This is a genomic window from Chloroflexota bacterium (assembly GCA_040902225.1).
Taxonomy (GTDB): Bacteria; Chloroflexota; Limnocylindria; order QHBO01; family QHBO01; genus CF-167.
Map to the genome: position 1 here is coordinate 370,522 of JBBDXT010000004.1, position 17,626 is coordinate 388,147.

Annotated in this window: 22 protein-coding genes; 10 read left to right on the forward strand and 12 right to left on the reverse strand. The window is 68.4% G+C overall.

Annotation, left to right across the window (positions count from 1 at the left end; all coding sequences use genetic code 11):
* Window positions 1-41: 41 nt before the first annotated feature.
* The 4 genes from WEB29_04055 to WEB29_04070 form a co-directional block, all read right to left on the reverse strand.
* On the reverse strand, window positions 42-491 hold the full coding sequence (locus tag WEB29_04055; GenBank protein ID MEX2136122.1) for a hypothetical protein: 450 nt from the start codon (window positions 489-491) through the stop codon (window positions 42-44).
* A 65-nt stretch (window positions 492-556) separates the two neighbouring features.
* Window positions 557-1,381, reverse strand: a complete 825-nt coding sequence (locus tag WEB29_04060) for an ABC transporter permease (GenBank protein ID MEX2136123.1) — start codon at window positions 1,379-1,381, stop codon at window positions 557-559.
* On the reverse strand, window positions 1,378-2,208 hold the full coding sequence (locus tag WEB29_04065) for an ABC transporter permease (GenBank protein ID MEX2136124.1): 831 nt from the start codon (window positions 2,206-2,208) through the stop codon (window positions 1,378-1,380). Before WEB29_04065 ends, WEB29_04060 begins: the two co-directional genes overlap by 4 nt.
* A complete protein-coding gene (locus WEB29_04070; GenBank protein ID MEX2136125.1) occupies window positions 2,208-3,143 on the reverse strand; it encodes an ABC transporter ATP-binding protein in 936 nt (311 codons plus the stop codon). The genes WEB29_04065 and WEB29_04070 overlap by 1 nt, the downstream gene beginning before the upstream one ends.
* A gap of 251 nt (window positions 3,144-3,394) precedes the next feature.
* Between WEB29_04070 and WEB29_04075 the strand changes: the two genes are divergently transcribed.
* The 6 genes from WEB29_04075 to WEB29_04100 all read left to right on the forward strand — a co-directional run bounded on the left by WEB29_04075 (window position 3,395) and on the right by WEB29_04100 (window position 8,652).
* On the forward strand, window positions 3,395-5,593 hold the full coding sequence (locus WEB29_04075) for a glycine cleavage T C-terminal barrel domain-containing protein (GenBank protein MEX2136126.1): 2,199 nt from the start codon (window positions 3,395-3,397) through the stop codon (window positions 5,591-5,593).
* Entirely contained in the window at window positions 5,580-5,954 is a 375-nt protein-coding gene (locus WEB29_04080) for a hypothetical protein (GenBank protein MEX2136127.1), read from the forward strand. The genes WEB29_04075 and WEB29_04080 overlap by 14 nt, the downstream gene beginning before the upstream one ends.
* Complete coding sequence (locus tag WEB29_04085; GenBank protein MEX2136128.1) at window positions 5,955-7,163, forward strand: FAD-dependent oxidoreductase; 1,209 nt, start codon at window positions 5,955-5,957, stop codon at window positions 7,161-7,163.
* 13 nt (window positions 7,164-7,176) lie between these two features.
* Window positions 7,177-7,410: a sarcosine oxidase subunit delta gene (locus tag WEB29_04090; GenBank protein ID MEX2136129.1), complete on the forward strand. Its 234-nt coding sequence runs from the start codon at window positions 7,177-7,179 to the stop codon at window positions 7,408-7,410.
* Between the two features lie 352 nt (window positions 7,411-7,762).
* The gene (locus WEB29_04095) at window positions 7,763-8,068 is read left to right on the forward strand and encodes a helix-turn-helix transcriptional regulator (GenBank protein ID MEX2136130.1); all 306 of its coding nucleotides are present in this window, start codon (window positions 7,763-7,765) and stop codon (window positions 8,066-8,068) included.
* Entirely contained in the window at window positions 8,065-8,652 is a 588-nt protein-coding gene (locus tag WEB29_04100; GenBank protein MEX2136131.1) for a hypothetical protein, read from the forward strand. Before WEB29_04095 ends, WEB29_04100 begins: the two co-directional genes overlap by 4 nt.
* On the opposite strand, the gene WEB29_04105 is transcribed toward WEB29_04100, so the two are convergent.
* Together WEB29_04105 and WEB29_04110 are read right to left on the reverse strand one after the other, a co-directional pair.
* Window positions 8,649-9,332: a hypothetical protein gene (locus WEB29_04105; protein MEX2136132.1), complete on the reverse strand. Its 684-nt coding sequence runs from the start codon at window positions 9,330-9,332 to the stop codon at window positions 8,649-8,651. The two genes, WEB29_04100 and WEB29_04105, sit on opposite strands and share 4 nt — an antisense overlap.
* 195 nt (window positions 9,333-9,527) lie before the next feature.
* On the reverse strand, window positions 9,528-10,232 hold the full coding sequence (locus tag WEB29_04110; GenBank protein ID MEX2136133.1) for a metal-dependent hydrolase: 705 nt from the start codon (window positions 10,230-10,232) through the stop codon (window positions 9,528-9,530).
* A gap of 539 nt (window positions 10,233-10,771) precedes the next feature.
* On the opposite strand from WEB29_04110, the gene WEB29_04115 reads away from it, so the two are divergent.
* Entirely contained in the window at window positions 10,772-11,590 is an 819-nt protein-coding gene (locus WEB29_04115) for an adenylate/guanylate cyclase domain-containing protein (protein ID MEX2136134.1), read from the forward strand.
* A gap of 190 nt (window positions 11,591-11,780) precedes the next feature.
* Here WEB29_04115 and WEB29_04120 read toward each other — a convergent pair whose 3' ends face one another.
* The 3 genes from WEB29_04120 to WEB29_04130 all read right to left on the reverse strand — a co-directional run bounded on the left by WEB29_04120 (window position 11,781) and on the right by WEB29_04130 (window position 14,199).
* Entirely contained in the window at window positions 11,781-12,893 is a 1,113-nt protein-coding gene (locus tag WEB29_04120; GenBank protein MEX2136135.1) for a DUF4179 domain-containing protein, read from the reverse strand.
* A complete protein-coding gene (locus tag WEB29_04125) occupies window positions 12,880-13,416 on the reverse strand; it encodes an RNA polymerase sigma factor (protein MEX2136136.1) in 537 nt (178 codons plus the stop codon). Before WEB29_04125 ends, WEB29_04120 begins: the two co-directional genes overlap by 14 nt.
* 354 nt (window positions 13,417-13,770) lie before the next feature.
* Window positions 13,771-14,199, reverse strand: a complete 429-nt coding sequence (locus tag WEB29_04130; GenBank protein ID MEX2136137.1) for a hypothetical protein — start codon at window positions 14,197-14,199, stop codon at window positions 13,771-13,773.
* Between the two features lie 262 nt (window positions 14,200-14,461).
* On the opposite strand from WEB29_04130, the gene WEB29_04135 reads away from it, so the two are divergent.
* Together WEB29_04135 and WEB29_04140 are read left to right on the forward strand one after the other, a co-directional pair.
* Complete coding sequence (locus tag WEB29_04135) at window positions 14,462-14,776, forward strand: helix-turn-helix transcriptional regulator (protein MEX2136138.1); 315 nt, start codon at window positions 14,462-14,464, stop codon at window positions 14,774-14,776.
* Window positions 14,777-14,892: 116 nt separating this feature from the next.
* The gene (locus WEB29_04140; protein MEX2136139.1) at window positions 14,893-15,324 is read left to right on the forward strand and encodes a hypothetical protein; all 432 of its coding nucleotides are present in this window, start codon (window positions 14,893-14,895) and stop codon (window positions 15,322-15,324) included.
* A gap of 24 nt (window positions 15,325-15,348) precedes the next feature.
* On the opposite strand, the gene WEB29_04145 is transcribed toward WEB29_04140, so the two are convergent.
* Window positions 15,349-15,780 (reverse strand): hypothetical protein, encoded by a 432-nt coding sequence (locus WEB29_04145; protein ID MEX2136140.1) that lies wholly within the window; start codon window positions 15,778-15,780, stop codon window positions 15,349-15,351.
* A 373-nt stretch (window positions 15,781-16,153) separates the two neighbouring features.
* Here WEB29_04145 and WEB29_04150 point away from each other — a divergent pair, with 373 nt between their 5' ends.
* Entirely contained in the window at window positions 16,154-16,354 is a 201-nt protein-coding gene (locus WEB29_04150) for a hypothetical protein (protein ID MEX2136141.1), read from the forward strand.
* A 4-nt stretch (window positions 16,355-16,358) separates the two neighbouring features.
* Here WEB29_04150 and WEB29_04155 read toward each other — a convergent pair whose 3' ends face one another.
* Window positions 16,359-16,550: a hypothetical protein gene (locus tag WEB29_04155; GenBank protein ID MEX2136142.1), complete on the reverse strand. Its 192-nt coding sequence runs from the start codon at window positions 16,548-16,550 to the stop codon at window positions 16,359-16,361.
* A 41-nt stretch (window positions 16,551-16,591) separates the two neighbouring features.
* Window positions 16,592-17,521, reverse strand: a complete 930-nt coding sequence (locus tag WEB29_04160) for a diacylglycerol kinase family protein (GenBank protein MEX2136143.1) — start codon at window positions 17,519-17,521, stop codon at window positions 16,592-16,594.
* Window positions 17,522-17,626: the final 105 nt, after the last annotated feature.

Below are 17,626 nucleotides of genomic sequence, written 5' to 3' on the forward strand. Positions count from 1 at the left end.
GGTCACGGTCGAGGGCTAGCGAGTGAGCGCCGGTTGCGGTCCTAGGCGACGTTGAACTCGCTGGTCCGGCGCATGTTCACGATCACGACCTCCGCCTGCTCGTCTGGCTCGCCATCGCGACCGAACGTCGCCGTGGTGAGCGGCATGAACCGTCGCGTGGCTCGCATGATCGGATCGTCCTGCTCGCCGGGGCGCATGTGGGCGGTGCCGGCGATGTGGAAGGAGCCGGCACGGATCAGGACCGCAGTCTGGTTCCCATGCACGCGAAGGGCCGGCTCGCTGACGTGCGGCGGGGGCACGGCAAGCACGACATCATCGGGAAAGATCTCTTGCCATTGGCTCGGATCGCCGCCTGCTGGAAGGAACGAGAAGGGCTCCCCGGCCTGCAGGATGTCCGTCATCCGCTGTCCCTGGGTGTGGACCCAACCGGTGAGGTCCACGTCCTCCAGGATGAGGCGGATCGGCTGAGGGGCTTCGCTGGCTGACGTCATGGCGTTCACCTTACTCCGGGCGCGTTGGGGCAGGGGTGGTACGAAGAGGTCAATGCCGTCAGGACCTACTTGATCAGCCGCTGCTCCAGGCGGTTGAGCGCGATCCACATCGCGATCGACCCGAACGCCACCAGGTAGGCCAGGTCCCACAGCTGGTGCCAGCCGAGCGCTCCGGTGGCCAGGCCGCGCAGCAGCTCCACCGCGTGGAAGAGCGGGGTCAGTTCCATGGCGAGCTGGATCGGCTCCGGATAGACGCTGATCGGGAAGAACGTCCCGCTGAACAGGAACATCGGCATGATCACCAGGCCCATCGGCAGGTCGAAGTCCTGCACCGTGCGCAGGTACGCGGAGGCTGCCAGGCAGGCCGCGCTGAAGGAGGCGCCGATGAGGATCGAGGCCGGGATCACCAGGAAGAGCAGCGGCGAGATCACCAGCCCCATCCCGATCATGACCAGCACGAACGCAACCACGTACAGCGTCCCGCGGAAGAGCGACCAGAGCATCTCGCCCACCGCGATCTCGCGGATCCCCAGCGGCGTGGCCAGGATGGCGTCGTAGGTCCTGCTGAAGTTGAGCTTGAAGAAGACGTTGAAGATCGACTCGGCGATCGCGCCGTTCATGCTCGCCGTGGCGAGCAGCGCCGGAGCCACGAACGCCGCGTACGAGATGCTGCGCCCGTCCGCCAGCGGCACGTCCCCGACCAGCGTGCCCAGGCCGTAGCCGATCCCGAGCAGGTAGAAGAGCGGCTCGAAGAACCCGCTGAAGATCACCATCCAGCCGCGCTTGTAGACGAGCAGGTTGCGCTGCACCAGGCGTCGCGAACGGAGTAGCGAGGCGACCAGGCCGGAGGTGGGCGCCGGTGCCGGAGCGGGTCGCGCGATGGCGGTCATTTCACCAGCCTCCGGCGCAGCAGGCGGTAGGCGATGTACCCGGTGATGGCGGTGAAAACGACCAGGTACGCGAGGTGGAGCGGCCAGGTCGACGGCATGTTGTCGAGGACGGCGCCCCGCACCAGCACGACGCCGTGGTAGAGCGGCGTGGCGGCGGCGACCCACTCCACCGCATCGGGCAGCTGGGAGACCGGGAAGAAGGTGCCGCTGAACAGGAAGAGCGGGTTGATGATGAACCGGAAGAGCGGCGCGAAGCCCGCGTCGTTGTGGCGCGTGGCGGCGAAGCCCATGATCGGCGCCGCGAACGCGACCCCGGTGAGCACCGCCGCGGGGATGGCGAGCAGTGCGAGCGGGCTGCGCGGGATCCCGAACAGGGTGAGCACGATCATGAAGGCGGTCGCCATGGTCGTCAGCCGGAAGCCGATCCAGCTCAACTCGCCGATGAGCAGGTGATGCACTTCGATCGGCGTCGCCAGGATCGCCTCGTAGTTCCGGCGCCAGGCGATCTTGCCCATGATCGGGAAGGTCGATTCGAAGCTGGCGGTCTGCATGCAGCTGCTGGCCAGGATGCCGGGGCCCAGGAAGTCGAGGTACTCGACGCCACCCAGCGCCGTCGTCCCCCCACTCGCCATCAGCTGGCTGAGGCCGATCCCCATGGCGGTCAGGTACAGCAGCGGGGTGAGGAACGAGCCGAAGAGGCTGCCGCGCCACGTGCGCCGATAGACCAGCAGGTTGCGCTGCACCACGCGCGCGGCGCCCGCCAGCGCTCCTTCCAAGGCGCCGGTCAGTGGCGGTGGGCCGGGCCGGCTGCCGGCGATGACCGCCATCACTCCACCAGTGAGCGGCCGGTGAGCCGCAGGAAGACGTCCTCGAGGGTGGCGCGTCGGACGAGCGCCGAGTCGATCGTGATGTCACGGCCGTGGACGCCCTCCAGCGCCTTCTCGCCGTCGTCGGCGTAGAGGAGGAACCGATCGGGCAGCTCCTCGACCCGTTCCGCCAGCCCGTCAAGGCGGCCGTCGAGGCTGCCGCGGGCTGCGTCGGGGACGCGCAGCTCGAGCACCTCCCTGGTCGCGTACTTCTCGATCAGCTCTCTCGGGGTCCCGGCGGCCACGATGGCGGCCTTGTCCATCACCACCAGGCGGTCGCACAGCTGCTCGGCCTCATCCATGTAGTGCGTGGTGATGACCAGCGTGGCGCCACGCTGCTTGAGCCGGTAGAGCCGTTCCCAGAGGAGGTGGCGCGCCTGCGGATCGAGGCCCGTCGTCGGCTCGTCGAGGATGATCAGCTCCGGGTCGTTGATGAGCGCCCGCGCGATGGTCAGCCGCCGCTTCATCCCACCGGAGAGCGGCTCCACCTGGTCGCTCGCCCGCTCGCTGAGCTGCATGAACTCGAGCAGCTCGGCCGCCCGCGGGCGCGCCACCGACATCGGGATGTCGAAGTAGCGCGCGTACATCAGCAGGTTCTCCTCGACGCTCAGCTCCGCGTCGAGGTTGTCGGCCTGGGGGACGACCCCAAGGCGCGCCTTGATCTGCGCAGCCTGCGTGCGCGGGTCCATGCCGATGACCGTCAGCTCCCCCTCGGTCACCGGCGAGGAGCAGGCGATCATGCGCATGGTGCTGGTCTTGCCCGCCCCGTTCGGGCCCAGGAAACCGAACGCCTCGGCGGTGCGCACGTCGAAGTCGATGGCGTTGACCGCGGTGAAGGCGTCGAACCGCTTCGTCAGCCCGCGGGCATGGACAAGGATCTCGTCGGTCGGGGGCATGGGCGGCCATTCTACCGATGGGGCGTCTGAGCGGCCGGACCGCTGGCTCCTACCAATGACACTGGTACAACCGTGCATTTCGCTAGGAATCAGACCGCTGTGGTGTCGTCACACGACGGGATACCAGCCGGATTGGTGAGAGATTGCACGAGCCGACTCATCTGCCGCTCTCGAGCGTCGATGTACCAACAGAGTTGGTAACCCCGCGCTGTCGCCCGCGCGGCTGCTTCCGAACCGGTTAGCCTCACGCCGTGAGCGCCGAAGCGGCCAGGTTCCTGCTCGACGGCGGGCGTCTGCCGTACGAGCCCGGCGACAGCGTGGCGGTCGCCATCGTGCGCGCGGGCGAGCATCCGCGGGTAGGCGGCACGCTGTGCCTCGCCGGGGATTGCGGCAACTGCGTCGCCGAGGTCGACGGGATCGCATACGTGCGCACCTGCCAGACCCCAGCCGCTCCCGAGCTCGACGTCCGCCGCCACCCGGCCGATGGAGCACCCGCCTGGTACGACCCAACCCCGAACCCCCCGGAGATCGAGGTGCGGCGGGAGGAGGCTGACCTCGTGGTCATCGGTGCCGGCAGGAGTGGCACCGCCGCGGCCGCCGAGGCAAAGCGCGCGGGTCGACAGGTCACCCTGCTGGATGAGTCGCAGGGCACCGAGGTCGTGGGGGTCTATGCCGGGCCGACCCTGATCGCGCGCACGCCTGAGGGCATGCTCCACATTCGTGCCACTGACGTGGTGGTCGCAACCGGGGCCGCCGAGATCCAGCCGGTCTGCCCGGGTAGCGGCCTCGCCGGCCTGGTAACCGCGCGAGCTGCCCAGATGCTCCACGCGGCGGGAGTGGACCTGGGGATGGCGGTGGCCATCGGTCCGGCGCCGGAGGAGGTCCCCTGCACGCCACTCAGCGGGGAGCTGGTGCGATTCGAGGGCGAGGGGCGGGTCTCAGCGGTCGTCACCCGCGAGGACGGTGCGGAGCAGACGACGCGATGCGACACGGTGATCCTGAACCTGGGTCGCTCTCCGCGCGACGTCCTGTCGCGGATGGCCGACGACCTGCCGGTGACCGTGGTCGGATCGGCCGCCGAGGCATTCCCGCTGCCACCGGCGCCGACCGAGGGGATCGTGTGCCCCTGCGTCGGGATCGGCGTCGACGACCTCGAGGGCGTCTGGGCGCGTGGCTTCAACGAGCTGGAGCTGGTGAAGCGGGCCAGCCTGGCCGGCACCGGCACCTGCCAGGGGAGCGCATGCCTGCCCCACGTCCGAGCCTGGATCGCGGCCCGCACCGGCGAGGCGCCCCAACCGTTCACCGCAAGACCCGCCTCGCGCCAGATCACGCTGGGCGAGGCCGGCGCCGACCTCTACCTCGACGCCTTCCGACGCACGCCGCTCCACGCCGAGCACCTCGCCCTGGGCGCGCAGATGGACCGTTTCGGCGGCTGGTGGCGGCCCTGGAACTACGGCGACCACCTGGCCGAGTACCGGGCCGTGCGCGAGGCAGTCTCGCTGGGCGACGTCAGCACGCTCGGCAAGTTCGTCGTGGCAGGGGCCGATGCGGTCGAGTTCCTGCAGCGCCTCTACCCCACCGATGTGTCGACCATTCGGGTAGGCCGTTCCCGCTACGCGCTGCTCCTCAACGAGCGCGGCCATGTCATCGACGACGGGATGATCTGCCGCGAAGCCGAAGACCGCTTCGTCCTGACCTTCACCACCGGCGGCGCGGGCAACGCCGAGATGTGGATGCGCGACTGGCTGGAGACGTGGGGCCTCAACGTCCTGCTCCTCGATCGCACCATGTCGCTGGCGGCGATCAACGTCACCGGCCCAGGCGCGGCCGAGCTCCTCGCCCGCCTGGGACTGGCCGACCCGCCGCGCTTCCTGCAGCACGTGCATACCGAGCTGACCGGCATGCCGGTCCATGTCATGCGCCTCTCGTTCACGGGCGAGGCCTCGTTCGAGCTCCACCACCCGGTCGACCGATCGGCCGAGCTGTGGCGGACCCTGCTGGCCGAGGGCGCCGACCTCGGGATCCGGCCCCACGGCCTGCAGGCCCTCTTCGCGCTGCGGCTGGAGAAGGGGCACGTGATCATCGGCATGGACACCGAGCTCGACACGACCCCGCGGCGACTTGGCATGGACTGGGCCGTGAACATGGAGAAGACCGACTTCATCGGCCGCCAGGCATTGGCTCGCACGGCCACCCTCCCGGACCGGCGGCGGCTGGTCGGCCTGACGATGGCCGGCGTTGCGCCAACAGAAGGGAGCCCGATATCGTCGAAGGGCGGGGTCCTCGGCCACGTCACCTCCAGCTTCACCTCACCGACCCTCGGCCACGCGGTGATGCTCGGCTGGCTGAAACGCTCGCCGTTCCCGGAGCAGGTCGAGATCGACGGCCGCACCGCCACGGTCGCCGAACCTCCTTTCTACGATCCAGAGGGTCTCCGTGCGCGCGCCTGAGCCTCTCTCGGCGCTCCGCGTGGTGGCCGCGGCCGAGGTCCTCGACGACCTGACCTTGCCCGATCACCACCCGATGCTGCGCCTCGCCCCCGACGACCTCCTGGTCATCGGAGCGGCGAGTGTCCAGGTCGTCGGGGAGCACCTGATCGTGGACGAAACCGGCTTCGTCGGTTGGTGGCTGACCCCCGACGAGGTGACGCACGCCGTACTCCCGCACGTGGATTGGCCGCTGCCCACCGCGCGGCCGGCTCTGGCCCAGGGGCTGGTGGCGGGTGTGCCCGCCAAGCTGTGGCTGGCCGAGGATCGGGCGCTCCTGCTCTGTGCGGCGGCCTACGCGCACGAGCTCGAGGAGCGAGTGTAAGTGAACGAGTTCGTCGAGACCCTGCTCGACCTGACCTGGCACGAGCCAAAGAAGTCGTACGACGTCGTCATCATCGGCGCCGGAGGACATGGGCTGGCGACGGCCTGGAATCTCGCGACCAAACATGGGATCACGAATGTCGCCGTGCTCGAGGCCAACTACATCGGCTCGGGCAACACCGGGCGCAACACCACCATCATCCGGGCCAACTACGGGATCCCTGAATCGGTGCGGTTCTACCAGCGCAGCCTCGACCTGTATCGGGCCCTGGAGGGCGAGACCGGCTGCTCGATCGTGCACTCGACCAAGGGCCTGCTCTGGCTGGCGCACACCGAGTCAGGAATGCGCGCCGAGCGCGCCCGTGCGCTGATGAACCAGGCCTGCGGCGCCGAGACGGTGATGATCACTCCCGAGGAGGCGCTGGAGCTCTGCCCCCAGCTCGACCTGTCAGGTGGCGGCCGCTACCCGGTGCTGGGTGCCTCGTACCACCCGGGTGGCGCGACGGCCCGGCACGACCGGGTGGTGTGGGCCTATGCGCAGGGTGCCATGCGGCAGGGCGTCCACGTCGTTCCGCACACACCGGTGGTTGGGCTGCTGCGCGACGGCGAGCGGGTGGTTGGCGTCCAGACCTCGTCCGGACCGATATCGGCCGGCGTCGTGCTCAGCGCGGTCGGCGGGCGGGTGACGACGGTCGCCGCCATGGCCGATCTCCGGCTGCCGATCCGGACCCATCCGCTGCAGGCGCTGGTCACGAATGCATATGCACCGGGCTTTGGCCCGATCGTCGCGTCGTCCGAGCTGCTCTGCTACGTCTCGCAGACGGGGCGCGGCCAGATGCTGATGGGCGCCGAGTTCGACTCGCAGCCGAGCTACTCGATGCAGTCGTCCTACGAGTTCCTGCAGACCGTCTCGACCAGGATGATCCACATGCTGCCGTTCCTACGGAACCTTCGGATCCTGCGCCAGTGGGCAGGCATCTGCGATATCAGTCCGGATTACTCGCCGATCATGGGCTTCACCGGTGTGGAGGGCCTCCTCATCACCACCGGCTGGGGGACGTGGGGCTTCAAGGCGATCCCCGCCGGCGGCGAGGCAATGGCCGAGCTGATCGCCACCGGCGTCACGCCGAAGCTGATCGCCGCGTTCGGGCTCTCGCGATTCGCCGCAGACCACGCCATGGCCGACCAGGGATCGGCGGGGACGCGCTGATGAGGGCCCGCTGATGCTGTGGATCACCTGCCCCACCTGCGGCGAACGCCCGGTCAGCGAGTTCCGCTTCGGCGGCGAGCTGCCCCACGTTCCGGACTCGATTATCGACGCCGACGCTCACAACCTCGACTGGGTCTGGATGCAGAACAACGTCGACGGGATCACCACCGAGCGCTGGTTCCATGTCGCCGGCTGCCGCCGCTGGCTGACCCTGCGGCGGGATACCAGCACGGACCGAGTGGTCTAGTGCTTCGTGGTCTCAGCCTGCTCAGGGCTCTGCACTCGCGCCGTGCTCGCCTGCGAGAGCGCAGCGCCAAGCCCGGCGGCCAGGCCGGGGCTCAATCGCACCCGAGCGACGATTGACCTTGGTTCCTCATGCACACCGGGCTCCCCGGTTGGTTCGGATCGGGTCAGGGTTAGCGTGACAGCGAGCGGGTTGGCTGAGATGGAGAAGCCATCGGCGAATACATCTGGATAGTCGGCCATACATCACCTTCGAGGATTGGATGCTGACAGCCTAGTCCCCGCAGCTTGACATCTGGCCTCCGGCACCGAATACTACGCGCGACGTAGTACCTGCCGCGTAGCTCGAGGCATCCTTGCCAGACCGATCTTCCAGTTCCGATCCCGGCCTCCTCCTGCTGATCAGCCTCTCCGGGGGCCCTAAACACGGCCACGCCATGCTCCTCGATGTTGCCGCTTTCGCCGGCGTGCGCCTCGGCCCGGGGACGTTGTACGGCGCGCTCTCCAGGCTCGAGCAGGACGGGCTCGTCGAAGCCCTTCCCCTCGAAGGTCGGCGGCGTCCCTACCGCCTGACCGATGCCGGCCTCGCCGCCCTGCGCGGCCGGCTCACCGGACTGAACGCAGCCGTCAGCATCGGGCTGGCGCGGGTGGGCAACCGATGAAGCGGATCGTGCGCCTCTACCCGTCGGCCTGGCGACGGCGCTACGGCGCCGAGCTGACCGACCTGCTCGAGGAGCTGCCTTCTTCTCCCACCACCACCGTCGACCTGCTGCGCGGCGCCGCAACCCTGCACATGCGCGCCCTCCTTGACCGGGTCGCTCCTCGCATGGTTGCTGCCGGAGGACACCCGATGTCAAGCCATGCCTTCCAACGCCACCCGACCGCGACTGCGCTGGTCGCGGCCCTGATTGCGACGCCGACGGCGATCTTCGTGACCCTCTCCTTCCTGGCCTACCAGCTCGAGCTGCCCGGCATGCAGGCCTGGCTCCAGCCGTTCATGGACGGCCTGGCGCAGGCGCCGCGGATCGTCGACCTGTTCCTGCTGGTCGCCCCGTTCCTCGCATTCCTGGTTGCGGCTCTGCCATTGATCGGCCTCCGCCTCGACCGGGTCGAGGGCGAGCTGCGGGTCACGCTAGCGCTTCGGGCGCGCGCGTTGAACCTGGTTGTTCTGGCCGCGTGCGTGGTGGTCGGTGGCTTCCTGGCCAGCTACCTGCTGGCCGAGTTCCTGCTCGAGGCGCCTCGCTAGGAGCGGTCCTCGATCTCCCAGGCATGGTCCAGCGCATGCCAGGCAGAGCGGCGGACGAAATAGCGAGGCGACCAGGGTCGCTGCGTCTCGCGCGGGTCGGCGATCGGGGTGCCGCGCGCCCGTGCGGCAAGTGCCGCGAGCCCGGTCTCGCGGATGGCGGCCATGCGGTCGGCCGGCGTGGCATCGGGCATGCGAGGGTGCCTGCTGCCCAGCTGCCCTACGTATGCCTCCTCCGCCTCGAGGACATGGCCCTCCATCTTGGGCAGGTCACGCCCGCCGCCACGCGGACCCTTGCGCAGCTCGACCTTGGCCTTCGCAGCCTTGGCCCAGGCCGCGTCGAACGCGTCCCAGCTCGCCTGCAGCAGGAGCGACTGCCGCTTGAGCTCCGACGCACTGAGTGGCCGGTTGTCGGCCTTGGGGGCCTCGCTGGGCACCCCGAAATCGGTCCCGGAGCCACCCTTGACCTGCTCCACCACCTCGAATTCGGCGACGCTGCCCGGCGCGGTGAACGGCACGCCGCCTGACATCACCGCGTGCGCATACCGTGGGGCGTAGGCGAAGAGGGCCGCCAGCGCGTCTTCCTCGCCGCGGGCACCCCGACACCAGCCGGGCCACTCGATCGCGCCGGCAAAGGTCCGCTTGGGGCCGATCTCCAGGTAGACCGCCAGCGGCTCAGTCATTGGTCCGCGGCCTCAAGATTGGGGATGACGGTGACAACCCAATTGTCATTTAAGCCGCAGGGCCGGCAATCGTGACTCGCCACGTGGTCAGCCTGCACGGTGCCTCGCCGAAATGACCTGCGCGTTGGTCATCAGGAGCGCACATCGGTCAGGAATGACAACCCGATGGTCATGGTTGCGAAGCCCCATGAATGGCTACGCCTCCCAGGTCTCCCCGGGCTCGAGGGCGACCACCTGCGCATCGGTCGCCGCCTGGAGCTGGGCAGGGGTGCCGGCCAGGGCCGGGAAGGTGGCGTAATGCACCGGGATGACCACCTTGGCGCCGATCAGCGCCACCGCTCGACCGGCATCGGCCGGACCCATGGTGTAGTGCCCGCCGATCGGCAGGACGGTGATGGTCGGGGCCCATCGGTCCTTCACCAGCGCCATGTCGCCGAACAGGTCGGTGTCGCCGGTGTGGTAGACGTGAGTGCCGTCCTCGAACTCGAGCAGCCAGCCCCAACAACCCATCTCGCGGGTCGCCTCGGCCTCGCGGCCTGTGACGGTCACACCGCCGGTGTGCTCGGCATGGACCATGGTGAGCCCAATCCCTGCCGCCTCGAATCGGCCGCCCTTGTTCATCCCCACCGCCTCCACTCCGCGGCTGGCGAGGTAGATGCTCATCTCGTGCGAGCAGACCACCGTGCCGCCGCGCGCGGCCAACTCAACGACGTCGGCGGCGTCGTTGCCGACATGGTCGAAATGCCCGTGGGTCGGGGCGATGACGTCCACCTGCCATGGCTCCGGAGGCGCGACATAGGTGGGCGCGCCGCTCCATCGGTCCACCCACAGCCACTTGTCGCCTGGGGAGCGATACAGGATCCCGCCGTGTCCCAGGCGGGTGATGCGCAGCGTCGCCATGCGTGCCTCCTGCGGTGCGTGCCGTGAATGCTAGCGCGGGTGAAGTCGCTTACGCCCGCTGTGCGTAAAGGGGAAGAAGGACGTGCTGCGCCCGCAACTGCAGGCCCCCATTGGCGGCTATGCACATGAGGCGTGCACCAGGACCAAGAAGGGCCTTCTCGGCGATCCTCGTTAGTTGTTATGCACGCTGGGTGTAAGCGCATGTCCTTGCCAGGCCACCGCCAGGTGCCAGCCCTGGAGGCGGCATGCAGCTGCATCGCGCCGGCCACCCCCATGACGCCGTCGCCCAGCCACTTGACCGGACGACCACCATGCTGGGACCGATGCGCGCTGCACCAATCGAGCCAGTGAGGCTCGGGATCAAGCCCGCGCGCCGCACGTCGCCGGCCGAAAACCGGTCGCCGTCGCCGGGCGAGAGGATCCCCAGCTCCACCTGCCGACTGACTTCGTCGAGAGTGATGCCCGCGCGCTCCGCGACCTCGTCTCGGGAATGGGTGGTCACCTTCGTACTCTACCCCGGGGCGATACCATCAGCGTGCATGCCGAAGCTGAGTACCGGAGGGCGAAAGGGGCTGCGCGACAGCGCCTTCGCCTACGTTGATCCCCAGGGTCGTCGGCGACTCCCGATCCACGATGAGAGCCACGTTCGCAACGCCCTCTCCCGATTCAATCAAGTGGTCTTCGAGGACGACGCGGCGCGCAATCGCGCCCGCACCAGGCTGCTGAATGCCGCGAAGCGCTACGGCATCGTGCCGGTCGGCTTCGTCACCGGTCAGCTGCGCGCCCACACTCCGCGCGAGCTGCCGACCGGCGCGCTGACCTTCCTGATGACCGATATCGAGGAATCCACCGCGCTGCTCCTCAAGCTCGAGGACCGATTCTCCCGCCTCCTGGCTGACACGCGACGCATCTATCGGACGGCCATCAAACACGCCGGCGGCTGGGAGGTCGACGCCCGGGCCGATGAGTTCTTTGCGGTCTTCCGCCAGTCCTCGGCCGCGATCGACGCCGCGCTCAGCATCCAGCGGAGCCTCCGCGACCACGCGTGGCCTGCCGGCGTGGTGGTCCGAGCGCGGATGGGGATCCACGGCGGTCGTCCCACACTCTCGGAGGGCAGCTACGTCGGGGTGGCGGTGCACACCGTGGCGCGGATCAGTGCACTGGCGCATGGCGGCCAGATCCTCGTCTCGCACAGCGCGCTCGCGGCGGAGCTGCCAGCCGAGATCACGGTCATCGAGCTGGGTGAGCACCACCTGCGCGGAATCGGGGGCCACGCGCTCTTCCAGGTGTCCGCGGCCGACCTACCCGGCGAGTTTCCGCCCATCGTGACAACCACTATCCCGCCCGATTCCCGCTGAGCGGGACTAACCGCCAACGAGCCGCCCGGCAGGCGCGTTTTGCCGCGCCACCTTGATCGTCGTTCCGCGGGGCGGGCATGAGAGCCAAGGAGCGATCCAATCTCGCGGCTGCTTGCTCGATAGTCCCCCTGGCCGGGAATGGCGCGGCGCGCCACGGCCCTGAGGCCGTGACGCGCACCGCGGACGACAGCTAGGGAACAGTCACCGTCAGCGTCCACGGGCCGTCGAGCTGGACCCGCTCGCCGTTGCTCATCCGGTAGCTGAGCTCGGCGAATTCAAGCTCCCACGTTCCGGCCACTGCATCGGTGCCGGCCACCGTCATCAGCTCGTTCACGTCGCCCATCGGTCCTTGCTGCTCTGGGTCGGTGGTGACGTGACGGCCCGCGTGGAAGCTGTAAGCCGTCCCGTCCTGTCGAACTGACCCACCGCCAACCCAACCCCAATCGAGGATGGCCGCGCCGGCCACCTGCAGGGCCATCGTGGCCTTGATCATGGTCGGGCTGACGCGGAGCTCCGTGAGCGTGAGGGTGCCCTGTCCAACGGTCGCCTGGGCATCGGTCGACACGATCGCGCCGATGGGCTCGGGCAGCTGGAACCGGAACTGCCAGGTCCCGTCAATCATGCCGGTCGGAGGCGGGCTGACGCACTCCGGCTCGGTCGCGCCAACGGTGCACTGTCCGGGGACGAACCCGCCGCCGTGGTACCCGACCGAAGTAAAGGTCAGCACCCAGGTCCCTGCCGACGGAGCTACGACTCCCTCCCAGGTCTGGACGACGGCGGACAGGCCGGTCTCATCCATCCCCATCCCGCCTTGGCTGGTGGCCCACTGCTCAGATGATCGTCCCGTCGGGTCCTGGATTTCGACCATCCACTGGAGCGCAGGGGGATCCTCGACGGCGGTGGTAGGCACCTCCAGGCCGGCCACCGTGAATCCGACCAGCACCTGGTTGAGGTCCGCATAGGCACGCTCGACGTTGATCGTCACTCCGGCATCGGTCGCTGAGAGGTCGAGGCGCTCTGCCTCGTCCCAGGCGGTCTGCCAACCGGGTTGGCCAGATGACTCGATGATCCAATCGAGGAGGCCCAATGCCCCGACCACCGCGCCGGTGAGCAGCACGAACGCCGCCAGCAGCGCCACTGGATGGAGGATGAGTCGCGGGGAGGACAGGCCGCGGCGAGGCAGAGCCACCGGGCGAGCTGCGATCTGGGCGACCCGCTGGTCCAGCCAGCGCAGGCCGTCCTCCGGGGGCTCCACGGCGACTGCCCGCAGCAGCCGGGTCTCGATCTCTTCACGCGTGGTCATCAAAGGCCTCCCGCAGCGCGGCCAGGCCACGCTCAATCTGCTTCTGTACTGCGCCTTCGCGCTTGCCGATGACGAAGCCGATCTCCCGTGCCGTCAAACCGCCGGCATACCGCAGGAGCAGGGCCTCGCCGTGATCACCGGGTAGTCGGGCAACGAGATCCAGCATCTCGACGCGCTCCTGGTCGAGGCGATCGGCCTCGACAGCGGTCCGGCGGAGTTGGGTATCGGCGCCGGCCAGGTCGACCGTCGGTCGGTGACGGCGATGCGCATCAATGGCGACGTTGCGCGCGATGCGCAGCAGCCAGGCCTGCACTCCACCGTCGCGCCTGCGGAATCGGCCCAGGTTGGCGAACGCCCGCTCGAAGGTCGTGGCGGCGAGGTCCAGGGCATCCGCGTCGCTGTGCGCCCGGGCGCGCAGGTATCGGTACACGGACAGCCGGTGCCGCTCGTAGAGCAGACCGAAAGCGGATGGTTCCAGCCGCTCGGCCTCGATCTCGACGGGCGGGCCCAGGTCCTCGTTCACGAGCGGTACCCTCAACACGGCCTTCCTCCGGCTCTGGCAGCGTAATTGAAGCTGCCGTCACCTAGGACAACGAGCCGGAAGCCCCGAACCCGACAAACGCCGGCATGGATTTACGCCCAGTGTGCGTAACGGCCAGGCACGGATCCATTACGGCCACCTCGGACCCTCAAGCTGGCTGTCTTGAACGCCCCCTGCACACCGGCGACAAGAAGAGGGCGCTTCGCTACCGAAGTTGGTCGTTGTGCTCGCTGGGCGTACACCGGACAACCCGATTAGGCACCACGCCCATTCCGGACATGACGACGCCGTGCCTGGCAGGTCGGCACGGCGCGCGTCAGCTAAAGGGAAGGAAAGTTACCGGGTCATGCCCGCGTGCACGGGCTGCGGAACTTCCCACTTGGTCAGCTGATCGGAGAGGACGCGCTTCGCCTCGTCGATCTTGTCGACGCCGATGGCGATGGTCGCCTTGCCATCGGTGTACTCGACCGGTGCGAACAGCTCGATGTTCACACCCGCATCGGCGAGCTTCTTGGCCGTCTTGGCAGCGGTGCCTGGCTTGTCCTCAAGCCAAACGGTCAGTACCGGGACCTCGTGGTAGGTGAGGCCGGCCGTGCTGAGAGCGTTCCGCACGCCTGACTCGTCATGTGCCAGGAAGGCTGCGCCACCGCGGGTGCCAATGCCCAGGGCAATGGCCGCAACGTTGATGTCGCGGGTGGCGATGGCCTGTGCCTGCCGGGCGAACTCGCCCGGTCGGTTGGCGGTTTCAAGGATGAATGCCTGCATGGGAAACGTACCTCCTGCAGCACCCCGACAACATTGCCCTGCCTGGACACCGGGGAAGCCGCGACGAACGGGCCCGCTGGGCTCTCACGGAGCCGGACTTGTCGGCGGGTGGCCCCTTTTGGACCACGCCTCAACACCCGTCCGGACGGTGAATTTTCCTCCCATCGCCGCCGTCTGTCCAACCACGCTCAGCCCGTGCGGGGAGTCTTGCGCATTCCGCTCCTGATAGCATATCTGCTATCAACGGTGGTACACTCGACGCATGAAAGCAGGACGCATGCTCCGATACGCTCGGCGCCTCGCCGGCCTGACCCAGCGCGAACTGGCCGTACGCGCGGGCGTTCCCCAGGCCACGGTCGGGCGCATCGAATCGGGCCAGATCACGCCCCGTCTCGACACCCTCGAAAAGCTGCTCCGTGCCGTTGGCCAGAGTCTCACGCTGGAAGCGGCGCGAGGGATGCAAGAGGATCGGGGCATGATCCGGGACCGCCTGCGCATGTCTCCCGGCGAGCGGGCCCGACTGGCCGTGCGTGAGGCGCGTGCGTTTTCACGCCTTGGCCGACCGGTGAGCGGTTGATGGTCGAGCGCGACTTCGATCCGATCAGGGCCCTGACTACCCTGAATCAGCACGGAGTCCGATACATCCTGATCGGCGGCTTCGCCGGCAAGCTCCGTGGATCAACGATCCTCACCGTGGACGTCGACCTTTGTTACGCGCGTGATCGTGCGAATCTCGAAGCCCTGTCAGCAGCCCTGATCGAGCTGCATGCCACGTTGCGCGGGGCCCCGGAGGATCTTCCGTTCCGCCTCGACGCTCGGACCCTGGAGGCCGGGGACGCCTTTACCTTTGTCACCGATGCGGGTGACCTGGACATCCTGGGTACGCCGGCCGGTGTCGCCGGATTTGATGAGCTTGCATTGAACGCAACCGAACTCGACCTTGACGGTGTGAAGGTACGTGTTGCAGCCATCGACGACCTGATCCGAATGAAGCAGGCCGCTGCGCGCCCACGGGATCTGGCGCACCTCGAGGTGCTGGTTGCCCTGCGCGACGAGATCGATCGGAGCGACGAAATGAAAACGGAACGTCCGACGCCTCCGAAGAGGTCGCCGGACTGTCATTGAGCCGGGAGGCCTGCCCGGCGCTGGCTAGACGCGCCTCCAGGTGACCACGCCGTCGAACAGCGTGTCGTCAGCCGCGCCTGCCCCATGTGGATCAAAGGTCCACACCATGCTCTGTCCCTTCATGAAGGTGAGGGACAGGTGTCCGCACCTCGCCGACTTGAATACGCCGGTCATGGTGTTGCCGCTGACGGTCCCCCTCAGCGTGCTCGAGAACCAGAAATCGGTTGACCCTGCATCCCAGCAGACCTGGCCGAATTCATCCTGGTAGTCGATACGGGCGCTGCTGCCACCCTTGACGACCAGGTGCTGCATGCTGCCGTCGCCCGCAGGTGGCAGCGTGTCCTGGCCGAGCCAGGTGCCGGTGAATGGCGAGGACGGGGGCGCTGCCTGGACGGCCGAAGCGGTCGCGAGCAGCGTCAGCAGCGCAAGCGTGATGACGAATGAATTGCGTTTCATTGCGATCGCTCCGAATGAGGCCCAATAGGGAGCCGGAGCATGGGCCGGTCTGGGGAGCGGCGACAGCAGGACAGGCTTCCCCCTCCCGCCGTTACTTTCGGCTTGAGGTCGCCTTGAGATTGGCTTGTCGTTCAGGACCGATGCTGGCTCCGTGATCGATCCATACGACCCAATTCACCCTGACGGAGCGGACGATCCGGAAGACCTGCCAGGCGGCGCACCGATGGTCAGCATCTCGTGGCTGGACGACGACGACTCGTTCGAATCGGAGTGGGTCTCTGACTTCAGGCCGCATCTTGAAGACCCGGCTTGATCGTTCGGCCAGCCGCGCGGCGATGGGCGCTACGCGCTCCATGCCCACCAGGACCGGGCGGTGCCGCACGAGTTCCAGGTCCGCGGCCATGCCCACGAGGTTCACGACCGCGCACTCCGCACGGCCGCGGCCGCCGCCTGGCCGTTCGAGGCCGACGATGGGTATCGCCTGTTCGAGTTCGGCGTCGAGCACGCGGTCTTCGGGGAGCGGGGCAGCGCCGACGACTGGCCGCCGGTCTACACGTCGTGGAAGGCTGACTGAGCTCCTAGCGCCGGTGGCCGAGGTGCCACCAATCGCACGTGCGGCAGTGGTAGGGGTGCAGCGAGCCATCGTTGCGGCGGTTGCGCCGGGCGTAGGAGCGGGCCTCGCTTCGACTGACGAAGACCGCCTTCGAGGTGCAGCCGCGCTCGACTTGCGGGAGGTCGCGATTGATGAACTGCCGGTAGATGACGCTCATGCCGGCATCCTCGGCGCTGGCCGCGACAGCTATCGGTCGCGCTAGCGGAAGACCCTGAGGCTCCCCGGCTGGATCTGGAAGGTGACCGGTGTGGCGCCGATGGATCCGCCGTCCGCGTGAGCGGGCAGGACGCGCTGCGCACCACGGACGGTGATCCGCTTCCCGCGGAGCAGCTCGATGCGCGGCTCGTGGCGTTCGCGGCCGCGTGCCACGGCGAGGAAGTGGCGCACGACGTCCAGCTCGCTCATGCGACTGAAGACCGCGATGTCGAAGAGGCCATCGGCGGGATCGGCATCGGGCACTAAGGCGAAACCCATTCCATGGTATGGACCGATGCAGACCGTGACCGCCGGGGCCCGCCTCTGCAGCACCTCGCCGTCGAGCTCGATCAGCATCCTCGTCCGGCGCCGGCGGAGCGCGCGCCACATGGCGCGGGCGGCGAATCGCCAGCCTGCGCGACCGCCCAGCTCAATCGCCCCGAAGCCGGCGGCATCCAGGCCCACGCCGGCCGCCTCGAAGAACAAGCGGGCATCTCCGGGAGGATCTTCCTCGGCGCCGGTGCGCCAGGCCAAACCGGCATCCACTTTGGACACCTGGCCCCGACCGATCACGTCGAGCGCCGCCTCGAGCTCCATCGGGATGCCGAGGGCGCGTGCGATGTTGTTCCACGAGCCCATCGCCAGGATCCCCAGCGCCCGATCGGTGCCAGTCAGGGTCTCCGCCACCGGGCCGACGGTGCCGTCGCCTCCCGCGACCACGACGTCCTCGCCCGGTTGCGTGTCGCGAGCGACCTCGGCGGGATCGTCGTTTTCGCTCAGCACGTGGCGTCGGACGCGCAGCCCGCGCGAGCGGAGCCCCTCGGCGACCGCCTCCGGCTCGAGCTTTGCTGGATCGTTGGAGAGCGGCACGGTGGAGCCGGGCTTGCCGCCGGAGACCGGGTTGACGATGAGGAGCAGGGCGCGGTCCGTCACGAGCCCATGCTAGGAGCAGGGCCTAACAGGACCATTCCCGCTGAGCGGGACTATCCGACAATGAGACCCGCCGCGTCGCACCTGCCGGCCTCCGAATTGCCGGCG